The sequence below is a fragment of the Bacillus sp. AFS031507 genome (genome assembly GCF_002584635.1).
Classification (GTDB): Bacteria; Bacillota; Bacilli; order Bacillales; family Cytobacillaceae; genus Neobacillus.
On record NZ_NUOW01000016.1, the window covers coordinates 21,670 to 35,627 of the forward strand.

The 13,958-nt window shown below is 39.1% G+C and carries 14 protein-coding genes; 9 read left to right on the forward strand and 5 right to left on the reverse strand.

Going from position 1 to position 13,958, the window contains the following annotated elements; genetic code table 11:
- The first annotated feature begins 100 nt into the window (after positions 1-100).
- The 4 genes from hxlA (at position 101) to COE25_RS16990 (ending at position 2,702) form a co-directional block, all read left to right on the forward strand.
- Entirely contained in the window at positions 101-733 is a 633-nt protein-coding gene (hxlA, locus tag COE25_RS16975; protein ID WP_098933422.1) for a 3-hexulose-6-phosphate synthase, read from the forward strand.
- 3 nt (positions 734-736) lie between these two features.
- Positions 737-1,285, forward strand: coding sequence for a 6-phospho-3-hexuloisomerase (gene hxlB, locus COE25_RS16980; RefSeq protein WP_098933423.1), 549 nt, complete (start codon positions 737-739; stop codon positions 1,283-1,285).
- Positions 1,286-1,438: 153 nt separating this feature from the next.
- On the forward strand, positions 1,439-1,777 hold the full coding sequence (locus tag COE25_RS16985; RefSeq protein ID WP_098933424.1) for a zinc ribbon domain-containing protein YjdM: 339 nt from the start codon (positions 1,439-1,441) through the stop codon (positions 1,775-1,777).
- Between the two features lie 106 nt (positions 1,778-1,883).
- Positions 1,884-2,702, forward strand: a complete 819-nt coding sequence (locus COE25_RS16990; protein WP_098933425.1) for a sugar nucleotide-binding protein — start codon at positions 1,884-1,886, stop codon at positions 2,700-2,702.
- A 56-nt stretch (positions 2,703-2,758) separates the two neighbouring features.
- On the opposite strand, the gene ilvA is transcribed toward COE25_RS16990, so the two are convergent.
- Entirely contained in the window at positions 2,759-3,931 is a 1,173-nt protein-coding gene (ilvA, locus tag COE25_RS16995) for a threonine ammonia-lyase (protein ID WP_098933524.1), read from the reverse strand.
- A gap of 262 nt (positions 3,932-4,193) precedes the next feature.
- Here ilvA and COE25_RS17000 point away from each other — a divergent pair, with 262 nt between their 5' ends.
- Positions 4,194-4,955, forward strand: a complete 762-nt coding sequence (locus COE25_RS17000) for an SDR family NAD(P)-dependent oxidoreductase (RefSeq protein WP_098933525.1) — start codon at positions 4,194-4,196, stop codon at positions 4,953-4,955.
- A 33-nt stretch (positions 4,956-4,988) separates the two neighbouring features.
- Positions 4,989-5,294, forward strand: coding sequence for an ArsR/SmtB family transcription factor (locus COE25_RS17005; protein WP_088085289.1), 306 nt, complete (start codon positions 4,989-4,991; stop codon positions 5,292-5,294).
- Positions 5,295-5,497: 203 nt separating this feature from the next.
- Here the strand turns inward: COE25_RS17005 and COE25_RS17010 are convergent, their stop codons facing one another.
- From COE25_RS17010 to COE25_RS17020, 3 genes are all read right to left on the reverse strand, one after another.
- The gene (locus COE25_RS17010; RefSeq protein WP_088091069.1) at positions 5,498-5,725 is read right to left on the reverse strand and encodes a hypothetical protein; all 228 of its coding nucleotides are present in this window, start codon (positions 5,723-5,725) and stop codon (positions 5,498-5,500) included.
- Positions 5,722-6,909: a Ger(x)C family spore germination protein gene (locus COE25_RS17015; protein ID WP_098933426.1), complete on the reverse strand. Its 1,188-nt coding sequence runs from the start codon at positions 6,907-6,909 to the stop codon at positions 5,722-5,724. Before COE25_RS17015 ends, COE25_RS17010 begins: the two co-directional genes overlap by 4 nt.
- A 115-nt stretch (positions 6,910-7,024) precedes the next feature.
- Entirely contained in the window at positions 7,025-8,590 is a 1,566-nt protein-coding gene (locus COE25_RS17020; protein WP_180247522.1) for a spore germination protein, read from the reverse strand.
- Positions 8,591-9,064: 474 nt separating this feature from the next.
- On the opposite strand from COE25_RS17020, the gene COE25_RS17025 reads away from it, so the two are divergent.
- Complete coding sequence (locus COE25_RS17025; protein ID WP_098933427.1) at positions 9,065-10,156, forward strand: GerAB/ArcD/ProY family transporter; 1,092 nt, start codon at positions 9,065-9,067, stop codon at positions 10,154-10,156.
- Between the two features lie 544 nt (positions 10,157-10,700).
- Here COE25_RS17025 and COE25_RS17030 read toward each other — a convergent pair.
- Entirely contained in the window at positions 10,701-11,450 is a 750-nt protein-coding gene (locus COE25_RS17030; RefSeq protein WP_088085290.1) for a MurR/RpiR family transcriptional regulator, read from the reverse strand.
- A 160-nt stretch (positions 11,451-11,610) separates the two neighbouring features.
- Here COE25_RS17030 and COE25_RS17035 point away from each other — a divergent pair, with 160 nt between their 5' ends.
- Together COE25_RS17035 and COE25_RS17040 are read left to right on the forward strand one after the other, a co-directional pair.
- Complete coding sequence (locus tag COE25_RS17035; RefSeq protein ID WP_098933428.1) at positions 11,611-12,405, forward strand: SDR family oxidoreductase; 795 nt, start codon at positions 11,611-11,613, stop codon at positions 12,403-12,405.
- 36 nt (positions 12,406-12,441) lie between these two features.
- Positions 12,442-13,953 (forward strand): FAD-binding oxidoreductase, encoded by a 1,512-nt coding sequence (locus COE25_RS17040; protein ID WP_098933429.1) that lies wholly within the window; start codon positions 12,442-12,444, stop codon positions 13,951-13,953.
- The last annotated feature ends 5 nt before the right edge of the window (positions 13,954-13,958 follow it).

The window sequence follows — 13,958 nt, forward strand, 5'->3', positions numbered from 1 at the left end:
CACTTTGTTCATTGAAAAACGCTTACAAATGAAGTATAATTAATTCATAAACCGATTTAGTAAACCGATTTATCTAAACCCCATGTAAAGGAGTTTGATTATGAAAATACAACTTGCTTTGGATCGGATGGAAATAGCTGAAGCCATCGAATTAACAAGGAAAGTAGAGGATTCCATTGATTGGATTGAGGTGGGTACATCACTAATCAAAGAATTCGGTGTGGCCAGCATAAAAGAGATGAAACAAGCATTTCCAAATAAACAAATAGTAGCTGATATAAAAACGATTGATAATGCCCGTTATGAATTTGAACTGTGTTTTGATGCTGGGGCAGATGTTGCTACCGTCATGGGAGTCTCTCCCCTTGTAACAATTGATACCTGTCTGGAAGTAGCCCATCGTTATCAAAAAAAGGTCATGATTGATCTGTTAAATACGTCTGATCAACAAAAAAGAGAATTACGGAAATACAAGGACGCCATATTTTGCGAGCACGTGAGTAAGGACCAACAAGAAGAATTAGGCAGTCAAAATCATGGCACAAAGCAAAGTGATTTTTCAGAATTTCAGGTAGCGGCAGCTGGTGGGATTACCCTAGATTCGATGGAAGACCTCGTACGGTCTTTAAACCCATCGGTTGTGATTATTGGCTCAGCGATTACGAAAGCGGATAATCCGTCGGCGGCAGCAGCACAGTTTAAACAACTTATTTTACAAACGGAGGGGAAATAAAACATGTTAGTCATTCCTACTATATTAAAAGAGGTAGAAACGGTCCTTAGCCAAGTCGAAGAGGAGCAGCTTCAAGAGTTAGCGATTCAATTGCAAAAAGCAAAGCGGATTTTTGTCATTGGGGAAGGCCGGTCCGGGTTAATGGCAAAATCATTTGCGATGCGTTTAATGCATTTGGGAGCAACGGTCTTTGTTGTAGGAGAAACGATCACTCCGTCCATTGCTGAAGGTGACCTTTTAGTGGCGATTTCAGGTTCAGGTACAACGAAAAATGTGGTTTGGACGGCTGAAAAAACGCATTCACTTGGCTGTTCTGTAATGGCGTTAACCACAAACCCAGAGTCTCCATTAGCTATGGCGGCAACGCAGATTCTTCATGTACCCGCAGCGACAAAATATCGGCGCGAGAATGAGTTAAAAACGATCCAACCGCTTGGATCTTTATTCGATCAATGCGCTCATATACTATTTGATACCTTATGCCTGCTTTTCAGCAAGCTAAACGAAGTAGATCACACCCTAGCTTTCGGCCGACATAGCAATTTAGAATAGGAAAAATGGATGGTGCCTGACACCAATTCGGTCATCCCCGAATTGGTGTCAGGCACTCTTTTTTTGAAAGTGTTTTAAAACCTATTATAACCGCCTAGACTAGAAACCCACGTATGTATTAGAATAACAGGGATGAATGGAGGAAACAAACATATGTCTAATTTGCCAAATTGCCCTAAATGTAATTCCGGATACACGTACGAGGATGGAAGTCTTTTTGTTTGCCCGGAATGTGCTCATGAATGGAATGTAGAATCAGATACAGAGAATGAAGACCAAAATATTGTTAAAGATTCAAATGGAAATGTTTTAACCGATGGGGACTCTATCACAGTCATCAAGGACCTGAAAGTAAAAGGAAGTTCATCAGTCTTGAAAGCAGGTACAAAGGTAAAAAATATCCGTTTAGTTGATGGAGATCATAATATTGGTTGTAAAATTGATGGTTTTGGTGCGATGAGCTTAAAGTCTGAATTTGTTAAGAAGTTATAGTGGCTAATAATGAAAACAGCTAGGTATAAAGCCTAGCTGTTTTCATAGAGAAAAATACATACTGGTCTCGTTTAAAGGTGCAAACCAATCCAAAGGGGGAATTGTGATGGAAAAGGTACTTATATTTGGTGCAAGCGGACTTGTAGGAAGAGCTTTACTCGATGAATTTAAAGATCGATTTGACCTTTACGGAACATATTCTTCTTCGTTAACCAGTCTTCCTAATGAGAAGCAGTTCCAATTGGAAGTTCAGCAAATCGATAAGTTGAAGGAAATTATAAGATCAATTAAGCCAGACATTGTGATTTCTTGCCTAAGAGGAGATTTTGATCCGCAGTTGAAGTTTCATAAAGAATTGGCCCTAGAATTACAACATACTAGCAGCCGGGTGTATTACTTTTCTACGACAAATGTATTTGATGGGGACTTTTCAAGACCTCACACAGAAACAGATCTGCCTATTGCTGAATCAGATTATGGGAAATTCAAAATTGCATGTGAAAATATGCTAAAAGAAGTTTTGGATGATCGGGTGATGATGATCCGAATCCCAGCGATTTGGGGGAAGAATTCCCCAAGATTGAATTTAATTAAGGAAAGCATAAAAAATAATAAAGTGATAGATGTCTATAGCAATTTGGTATGTAACAATCTTTTGGATGTTCAGTTAGCAAAACAACTACAATACATTATTGAACATAAGCTAAAAGGGATCGTTCACTTAGGTACGAAGGATAGCATGGCGCAGGGACAATTTTTTGAACAGGTCATAAGTAAACTTGAAAGTGATCAGAGCATATTACGCTATCAATCATATCAGGATAAAGACGTCACTTATTATTTTCAATTAACTTCAAATCGCGAGGATCTCCCAGTTTCTTTGCAAGGTACGAACAAGGATATTATTGATTACTTGGTTTTATAAAAATGTTAAAGAGCTTGGGTTATTCCAAGCTCTGTTTCCTTACTTGATAGATGACTTTAGAAATTCCCCATTTCCACTTGATAGTTTTTATCGGTAAGAACTTTATGCAGCTGGTCAATATGATCGTGATTTTTTGTTTCGACTGAAATTTCAATTTGGGCATAGCCAGGATAAATATCCTTGCCAATCCGGTGGAGATTAACGGATTGAACGTTGGCGTCTAATTCGGTTATCGAGCTTAATACTCGTTGAAGTTCACCTGGTTTGTCTTTTAAGGTAATCGTAAAATTGGCATATCTTCCAGACTCAACCAAGCCCCGTTCAATTATTCTTGAAATAAAATTCATATCGACGTTTCCGCCGCTTAACACAGCAACCACTTTTTTCTCCTTAATATTCAATTTTTCATAAAGTAAGGAAGCAAGTGAGACGGCGCCCGACCCCTCAACTAAAAGCTTATTCCTCTCCAAAACCATTAGCATGGTCCTGGCAATTTCCATTTCATCGACGCAAAAAACATCATCCACGTATTTTTGAACGATTTCAAAGGGCCTCAACCCTGGTTTTTTAACGGCAATTCCATCAGCCATTGTAGGGGTGGAGTCAACCATTACAGGTTTATTTTCAAACAAGGACTGCTTCATACTTGGGCAGGCAAGGGCTTGAACGCCGTAAACAGAAATATGAGGATTTTTTTCCTTTACTGCCATAGCAACACCAGCAATGAGTCCGCCACCGCCAATTGGGCAAATAACCGCCTCAACATCTGGAAGCTGGTCGAGGATTTCTAATCCGACCGTACCTTGTCCTGTCATGATAGCCTCATCGTCAAAAGCATGAATAAAGGTCGCATCGAGTTCCTCTTTCAGTTTTAATGCATAGGAGAGAGCATCATCGAATGTAGCCCCCTCTAAAATTACTTCAGCCCCATATTGTTTTGTGGCTAGGATTTTACTAAGTGGAGCGCCTTTAGGCATCACAATTTTGCATGGTACACCTAGCATTTGACTCGAATACGCTACTCCTTGAGCATGGTTTCCAGCAGAGGCAGCGATTACTCCCTTTGTCAGTTCTTCCTTTGAGAGCGAATTGAGCTTATTGTAAGAGCCCCTTACTTTAAAGGAGCCTGTTTTTTGAAGATTTTCAAGCTTTAAATAAACTTCATTGTGAGCGAGATGACTAAATGTTTTGGAAAAATCAAGGGGTGTCATATGGACAATTTCCTTCATTTTATCCCGTGCAATGATGATATCATCGATGTTCAAAGTTACTCCTCCTACATACACATGGTCTTTTACTTAGGATGTACCGGGAAAAGTAAACTATGTCCAATTTCACAAAGTGCTTAACGACTACGGTTCATTCTGTTACATCTGTTGACATTGGTTGCATTTTTAATTATTATATGTTTAAATATTTAAACATTTAAACGTTTAAACATAAAAATTAGAAAACACTTAAATAGAAAAAAATATTGGAGGAACATAAGTGATGAAGACGGCATTGATTACAGGGGCAACAAGCGGTTTAGGATATGAGTTTGTAAAACTGTTCGCAAATGATGGTTACAATCTTGTCCTAGTTGCTAGGAACGGAAAAAAACTGGAGGAAATCAAGCGAACTTTTACGAATATAGAAGTTACTGTCATCCCTAAGGATTTGAGTGTCCTTGGTGCTCCTAAAGAGGTATTTGAAAAACTTGAAAATCTAGGAATTGACATAGATGTGCTGGTTAATAATGCCGGTTTCGGACTAATGGGTAAGTTTGATGAACTGGATATCCAAAAAGAATTAAATATGATTCAATTAAACATATCCGCACTGACTGAATTAACTTATTACTGTTTACAAAAAATGAAACAAAGGAACAGCGGCAAAATTTTAAATGTTGCTAGTACTGCGGCATTCCAACCTGGTCCACTAATGGCTGTGTATTATGCAACGAAGGCTTTTGTCCTCTCGTTTTCAGAAGCACTTGTTGAAGAGCTATCCGGCAGCTCCATTACTGTAACAACTCTTTGTCCAGGTGCAACGAAAACTAATTTTGGTTCTGTTGCGAGTGTCGAGGGCACGAAAATGTTCAGCAAGGCAATGGCTTCAGATCTAGTAGCAAAAAGCGGTTATGAAGCATTGATGAGGGGGAAACGTGTAATTATTACGGGAGGATTAAATAAGGCAGGTGCACTTGGAGCTAAATTTATGCCAAGAAACATTGCGGCTAAAATAGCCAAGTATGTCGCAGGGGATAAGTAATTACTAGGTTTTGAAAAAGGAGATAATCTTTTTATGGCACAGCAAGCTATTGATGTATTTAGAGCATGTATACCGTTATTTACCGCACTTAGTGATCCAGCAAGGCAGGATATTATCCTTTTGCTGGCAGAGCATGAGCGGTTAAGTGTTAATGAAATTGCCGAACAGTCTAACCTGTCGCGCCCGGCAATTTCCCATCATTTAAAAATTATGCGCGACAATCATCTTGTGGAAATTGAACAAAAAGGTACACAGCGCTATTATTCACTTTCTTTAAATCAAAGTGTAAAACAATTGAAGCAGCTGATAAATATCGTTGAGAGTGAGTGTATTCTTTAGCTCATTCTTTTCTTTATTTTATCCATGTTGGAGTCCCTACTAAAATTTTCTTTCTATGATAGGGTGAACCGTGCCATAAGTAAATGAGGTTTTTGGGTTGAAATTTTTGGTGATTGCAATTAGAGAATTTGATACCACACTCAGCACATGTGGAATGTGTCTCGCAACTCATTTTAAACCTAATCAGTAATATTGTCTAAGAGCTATTTCTCTAATATCTTTCCAATCGGCTTATAAATCGCATCAATTATTTGAGTCGGGCCGGGCATGTCGGGAAAATGAAGCAACAGGACGGCAATCACCCACCCTGTTACTGCAAGGGTGACAAAGGCCGCCCTTTCTTTTTTCTCCGTTGGTTTCATTTGGGGCCATTCATATAGTGCGATAAGAGTAAAGATAGTTGTTATTCCTAACAATGCTCCCCATTTCATTTTTTCTTCACCTCATCTTCCGGTAATCCTTGCGGGGTTGTAGACAGGCCGGGCCTGCGTACTGTAGCCTTCATATCAAAGGTCACTTCCACCGAAGGAAAGATCTCATCCCAATCCTTTTTGGCCTTTTTCCATTCTTGTGGGTATTTCCGGTGAAATTCCTCAGAGAAGCCCAAAATATCGACCTTCAGCTCTTTCTGTACTTTTTCTAATGTTTGGCTTATGCGATATTTAAGGTCTTTTTCCAAATCCTTTTGAAGCATTTGAGTGAATTTCGGAGTCGTTAGGTCTAAATCGGTTCCGTTAAGGATTATATCATCCTCCGTGATAACTTTTACCTTCATCTTCCATTTTCCGTACTTTATCTCTGGGATCAGCTCAGTGTTCGCACGAAGCAGCCTATAGGACACATTCCCCTTTCCCTCTTTCGACTTAATGGTGACAGTAGCCTGCTTTATCTCGTTTCTAGTCCACAGTACACCCCTTGTCAGCTTATCACTGATTTGGCCAATCATCTTATCCCTCTTAAAAATTGCGGTCTGATTAATATACGAAACCGTCTGCAGCGGTTCTAACCCTTTTGCGGCAGGATCGATAGTGACCATTGGAACGGCCGCTGCCTGCGCGTCCCCGCTTAACATTTGTAATACATCCTTCAAGGTGATGTCCATCAAAACTTTCGATGCCGCTATTTCCCTAAGCACTTCCGAAGAGCTGCTTTCCAAAGGAGGAAGTAAGGCCATTATATCCTTGGCTTTCCCCTTAGCGACAAACACATTGCTCCGCAGGCGAGTTTGGGGAGTTCGTGCCAGGAAATCAAGAGGCTCACGTATGCCTGCTTTGGCCAGTTTCTCCCCAATCACAATCACTTTTGTGTGCCCCCAGAAAACTTCGCGCGGAATTTTTTCCTGTAAGTTCGAGATGGCATCGGCAATTGTCTTTCCTTTTCCACTTCTTATTATGGTTTCGGGGGGACTACCACCGCTACCACCGCCACCACCGCCACCAGCACCCAAAGCTTTGGGAATATATATTTCTGCGGTAAGCTCAATCGTGTTTTCATTCTTTTTGTCAATCCCTACTCCGGTGATTAGCGTTACATCATTGACTTCGGTACGATCCCAGCAGCCGGCTAGAAGCAAGTTGTTCGCAAAAAAGAAGAAAAACAATAGCATCTTTTTCATCCCACGGTCTCCCCTTTTTCCAGCAGCTTTCCTTTGGTGTGAATATGATCATCGCACCAAGAATTTTTATTGGATGACCTTTTCCTTGGATAAAATAGATTCAGACGATCGATCATTACTCATCTCCTCGTATTGGATCAGGTTTCTGCTCTGGAGCTTGGCGGTACTTATTATAATCACCCGTTAAATGAGGGCGGGTATTCATCATCCACCAAGGGGCCCGTATCAGGACGTCTTTCATATCGCGGAATTTCATCGGGGCCAATGGTTCCAAATAAGGAACACCAAAAGACTTTAATGTGCTTAAGTGGATAAGGATGAAAATGATCCCCAGCATCACGCCCAGCAATCCCAACATACCTGCCAGAAAGATGATGGGAAAGCGTAGCATCCGCAGGGCAATTCCAGCGGTATAACGAGGAACCGTAAAGGAGGCGATCCCTGTTATGGCTACGACCATAACCATCGGGGCCGACACTATACCTGCTTGAACCGCCGCTTGGCCAATGACGAGTGCCCCGACAATGCTTACAGCCGCTCCCACCTGCTTAGGAAGCCTGATTCCTGCCTCCCGCAGTGCTTCGAACGTGAATTCCATGATCAGAGCCTCAACCAGTGCCGGAAAAGGAATTCGCTCGCGAGAGGAAGCAGCGTTCAATAGTAGCGTTGTAGGTACCATCTCATGATGAAAAGTCAGTAGGGCCACATAGAGCGACGGGAGCAGCAAGGAAAGCAGCACGAAAAAATAACGTAGCCAGCGGATCACAGTCCCAATTAAGAAGCGCTGATAATAGTCTTCGCTTGATTGGAGCAATGAAAAGAGCGTTGTCGGTGCGATCAGGGCAAACGGAGTCCCGTCTACCAAAATGACGACCTTTCCTTCCAAAAGGCTTGATGCAGCCACATCCGCCCGCTCGGTATTCAATACTTGTGGGAACGGAGAGAAAGGGTTGTCTTCGATCATTTCCTCGATATATCCGCTTTCCAATACACTGTCGATATTGATTCGCTGAATCCTTTGGGTCATTTCCTCGATCAGGGTTAAATCGGCGATCCCTTCGATATAGGCCAAGACGATTTCGGTCTGACTGTAGCGACCTACTTTCATTGATTTCATCTTTAATTGTGGACTTCTAAGCTTTCTACGTAAGAGCGAGGTATTTACTCCAATCGTTTCCGTAAACCCATCCCGCGGTCCGCGTACAACCGATTCTGCTGATGGTTCTTCAATGGACCGTTTCTCCCATTTTGCCAGTCCTAAAGAAATCCCAAGGGTTTCGTGCTCGAAAAGAAGAACCGGATTGCCGATGGATATGGATTCGATACAATCGGGAAAAGTTTTGATTTCTTTCACCTTCGAGACCGAAAGCTTTCTTTCCAGCAATTCATTTATGCTGCCCGTTTTTTCGGCGGTATCCCGCATAAGGGGGGATAGCACATTGTCATCGATCTCTTCAATATTGGATAGTCCTTCAATATAGACCAAAACCGCCTTTGTTGTTCCGTTAACCAAAAATGTTCGAAAATTGACATCGGAGCAATCGGCGTAAATGGAACGCAGTATTTGTACATTTTCTTGCAAATTTGAAGAAATAGGCTCTTTCTGTTGCTCGGGAACGTGAGAAATTGCTTTTGATATCCCGTCTTTCTTGACCCATTTTCGGGATTTTCGAATCAACATGATATACCTCTTTCCTTTCAAAACAACGACTCTTCATCAATGCATAGGCTGAAATTTTCTACTCTACCAATGATAACTTATCTTTGTCTATTTCTCAGACTTGAGGGTAAAGTTCACTATCTCTTTTATGATTCTGCTTTTTTTGCAAATATCTGATACCGCCAATCTTATAGATTACTTTGTAGGTAATCTAGCTTAGTGCCCAGGTAGATAGCGATGTTTCTGATCGAATACTTGTCCATACTGAATACATTTTTAGTATGGTCGTATGGACAAGTATTATTAATCAGGATTAAAAAATATCAAAGTATTGGAGGACAAGATCGGACTTAATAATGTGTGTTGGTCTTGTCGGAAGACACTTTCAGACGAAGAAAAAGTGTTCTTCTTATTCGATGAATGTTTTCCGGACTTTTGAACAACCTCTTATATATGAACTGTTGGGGAAGGACAAGTAAATGAGGTGAAAGAAGAGTGTTAGAGAAAGGGAAGATTTCACCGCTTCAAATGGCAATTATTATGTATCCAATGGTTGTAGCAACTGGAGATCTACTATTACCCAGGATAGTAGCCATACACGCAGGACGCGATTTGTGGATTTCAACGATGATCGGTTCAGTTACCGGTTTTATTCTCGTATATATTACATTTAAGTTACACGAGCGATACCTTGGGGAAACAATCATCCAATATAGTGAAAAAATTGTTGGCAGATTATGCGGGAAAATCTTCGGTTTCTTTTTTATCTTCATATGTATATATGGCGATGGTATTATAACAAGACAATACGCTGAATTTGTCGTAGGTAGCTTTATGCCAAAAACCCCACTGATGGTTGTGATAGCCAGTATGATTTTTGCTTGTGCTCTTGCCGTACGAGGCGGCATAGAAGGAATCGCAAGAATTGCACAGCTATTCATCCCTATCATATTAATACTTTGGGTGATAATAATTCTCCTACTTCTTCCCGATATGGAAATCAAGAATATTTTTCCCATAATGGAAAATGGAATGAAACCTGTCTTTAGAGGAGCAATTCCTCTATTTGGTTGGTTTGACAACGTTGTGATTCTCGCTATGCTTCTCCCGTTTTTATCTAATTCAGATAAAGGAATGAAATGGGGAGTCATTTCTTTATGTATTGTCTTACTGACCTTGTTAGCTCTCAATATCACTACCCTGTTCATATTTGGAGGGATCACAGCCACTTTTACTTATCCGGTCATGTCTGCTGTTCGGTACATTAGTATAGCCGATTTTTTAGAACATATAGAGTCCATTGTTATGGCTATATGGGTTGCCGGGGCATTTATTAAAATATCCATCTTTTATTATATAATCGTAATCGGTACTTCCCAATGGTTAGGTCTTAGTAACTATCGCCCAATTGTCTTTCCGATGGGCATTTACATTATAATATGTAGTATTTGGGTAGCTCCAAATCTTCAAGTATTTTCTCATTTTTTAGGGACAACATATATCCCCTTTAATATAACCATGGCATTTGTCTTTCCGTTATTATTATTCATCATTGCTTTTACTCGAAAAAGAGAGGTTTCAACATGATACAATCCCTGTTAGCAGGTAGCAGCAAATAAACTTTTAAATCTTATCCAAAAACGTTCGCTCACTTTCAGTGAATGTTTCCCGGACTTTTTGAACAATCTCTTATAGACGAAACCGTTGTTTTACGATCAACTCATCACGCAAGGCGAAATTTTTCTTGTTGTCCGAATTTAGCTTTTCAGAAAATGTGGTATATGGGACAAAGCCGATGTTCAATTGCCTGATAACACTAAGGTATGTGCAGTTTCAAAGACCGGATTCCACGAGCGAAAATGATCATCTTAGAGTTGTGTATGTACTACTTTTACCATAAATTTACAAATTTACACTTTTCATCGAAGCCTGACTCGTCCTTGATCGTATCCAGCTAAATGACATTAATAAAGCATTCGACAGCTTCCATGACTGCAATTGCATCAACGTTGGCAGAACAGTGGTTGAGTTTTCATCACAAGAACAAAAGGAACTAGCAGATACGTCTGACAGTCTATTAACTATATAAAATAAGAAAACAGACCGTCTCATGGCCAGACGGTCTGTTCTTTTATTCATCCTTTTTTAATGCATCTCGTTCTGCCATTAATTTTACAATAATTTCTTCTATAAAAATAAAGAATACAGTTCGAGTTTTTTCATAAGGTAACAATTTTCCATTTTGAGCAGATTTGGTTAAGTAAAATATATTATCTACTTGTAAAGTTTGAGAATTGTCATATTCCTCCAAAATCAACAATATTTCAGCCCCTTTAGACTTTGCTCCGTTGAAAAGGTTTTCAAAAGAGGCGAATTTGCCGGTTACGGAAAAAACAATTAAAAGCGTGTCCTCATCCACTAAATGCTTCGCATGATCTTCTCCCTGGCTCACTAAAATATGTTTTCCAGAAACAAGAGCAAGCTTATAAGCAAAGTATTCTACACAAATAAAGGATGGACCCAATCCAAATAGCACAATTCTGTTGTACTTCTTATAAAGAGTTAAAAACTCATCCACTAATGTAGGGTCAAAATTATCTATAAAGTGTTTTAATCGTTCAAGCTCACTTGAAGTTTTTTTGTCTTCCTGAATGATTGGCTGACCGCCAAAAAATTGTTTATATTGTTTAAAACTTTCAAACCCAAGTTTTCTTACAAGTTTGGATACTTTTGAAGAAGACACATTACAATACTCAGCGGCCTCTAATATTTTTAAATGATCCTTTTCTTTAATAATTTCAGAAAGTTTATTATGAACCGAAAGCTCCAGCTCATTTAATTTATTTAAATTAATATTTATGGTCTTTCCCTCTCTTCTCATTTTAGTGCTTAATGAAAGTATACCATAGTGGAAAATTTTCCACAATATAATTTTTTTTTAAAAAAAATAGAAAATTTTCTTAAGAATCCGTTTACATTTGGAGGTATTTATAGTAAATTAACGTTGTAAATAATAAAAAACATCTAAGAGGAGGGTTAACATGACTACTCATAAAACCGATATAAAAGATTTCTCAATGAATTTTTTTAGCTTAAAAGGAAAAGTAGCCATTATCACTGGAGGAAATTCAGGATTGGGGCAAGGCTTTGCCTTAGCACTGGCAAAAGCAGGGGCAGACATTTTTGCAGTCAGCATCGCTGATGACAATGGTGAAACGAAAAACATGATTGAAGCAGAAGGCGTCCGGTACCATTTGATGATTGCAGACGTTACTCAAGAGGATGCTTGTAAAAAAATTGCAGAAGAATGTATCAATACATTTGGAAAAATAGATATCCTCATGAACAACGCAGGCATTTGTATCAATGAACCAGATGTGACGAAGTTTACTCGACTTCAATGGGATAAAATGGTCTCAATCAATTTAACTGCAGCGTTTGAATTATCTCATGAAGTGGCGAAATATATGATTCCACAAAAAAGCGGGAAGATCATTAATACCTGTTCCTTGTTTTCCTACCTTGGAGGTCAATGGTCACCTGCATATGCGGCAACGAAACACGGTTTAGCAGGCTTCACAAAAGCATATTGTGATGAATTAGCTCAATTCAATATTCAAGTAAACGGTATTGCACCTGGCTATTTTGCTACTGCCGTTACTGTAGAGACTAGAGCGAATCCTGAAGCCAATCAACGAATTTTAGATCATATTCCTGCCAATAGATGGGGTAATATCTCAGATTTAATGGGTACAGTTGTATATCTAGCTTCAAACGCTTCCAATTATGTAAATGGAACTCTCGTGAATGTTGATGGCGGATACTTAGTACGATAACAAAATATAGAAATCGATAAAAGGAGAAATGCTGCGATGACGAATGAACAATTATTAAAAGAAGAAACTACGAAGATTAAAGAACAATTGTTAAAAGAATTAGAGGTAATTATTTCAATCGAACAAATAATTACCGATCATGAAGCATTATATGATGCATCTTCTGACCGATATAAAAAATATGCAAAAGCTAAAAAGGTCCTTGACGTTCCAATGCCAATGGCGATAGTATATCCACACTCTACAGAAGAAGTACAGGCACTTCTGCAGTTCTGTAATGAACACAAGATCAATGTGATTCCTCGTAGTGGAAAAACAGCTACAGAAGGCGGTCTGGAAAACTGGAAAGAAATCGCTATGGTTATCGATGGGTCAAGAATGAATAATATCATTAAAATCGATCCATATAACATGCAAGCAACTGTCCAAGCAGGTGTAAAACTACAAACATTGGAAGATGAGCTGCGTAAAATTGGTTACACAACTGGTCACTCTCCACAGTCTAAACCAGTTGCACAATTTGGTGGATTATTGGCAACAAGAAGTATTGGACAATTCTCCACTTTATACGGTGCGATTGAAGATATGGTTGTTGGATTAGAATGTGTATTTCCAAACGGTTACATTTCTCGAATCAAAAATGTTCCAAGAAGAGCTGGAGGACCGGATATTCGACACATTGTTATCGGCAATGAAGGAACATTATGTTATATCACAGAAGTTACGGTGAAAATTTTTAAATACTATCCTAAAAACAATGTGTTCCATGGTTATTTATTAAAAGATGTTGATACGGGTATTAAAGTTTTAAGAGAAGTGATTACAAACGGCTTTAGACCATCTGTGGCACGTGTTTATTCTGAAGAAGACGCAAGACAACATTTCTCTCATTTCTATAAAGACAAATGTGTGTTGATTTTTATGACAGAAGGGCCAGCTGGTATTGTTAAGGCAACGAATGAAGGAATTGAAGAAGCGGTTGCTAAATTCCAAGATGGAATCGTTGAAAAAGTTGAAGACCAATTAATCGAAAATTGGTTTAATAATTTGAATTGGACGCAGGGACACATTGATCGTGAATTCCAAACAATGGTTGATCATCATAAGCATGATGGTTTTACAACGGAAGTATCAGCTGACTGGGAAAACATTACAAAGATTTATCACAATGTAATGAAAAGAGTTATGGAAGAGTTTGACAGAATTGAAGATATAACCATGCTTGGTGGACACTCATCCCATAGTTATCTAAATGGAACCAATATGTACTTTGTTTATAACTACAATATTAATTGTGCACCAGAGGATGAAATGAGAATTTATCATCATCCAATCCATTCCATTATTATTGAAGAAACATTGAAACTTGGCGGTTCCATGTGCCATCACCATGGTATTGGAAAATATCGTACCGAGTGGACAGAAGAAGAGCATGGATCTGCTTACTATATGTTAGAAAAATTAAAAGAAGCTTTTGACCCTAATGGAATCATGAATTTTGGTACAATCTTCCCTCAAGAAGAGGGCAAAAAATATATAAAAGGTTAATAAAA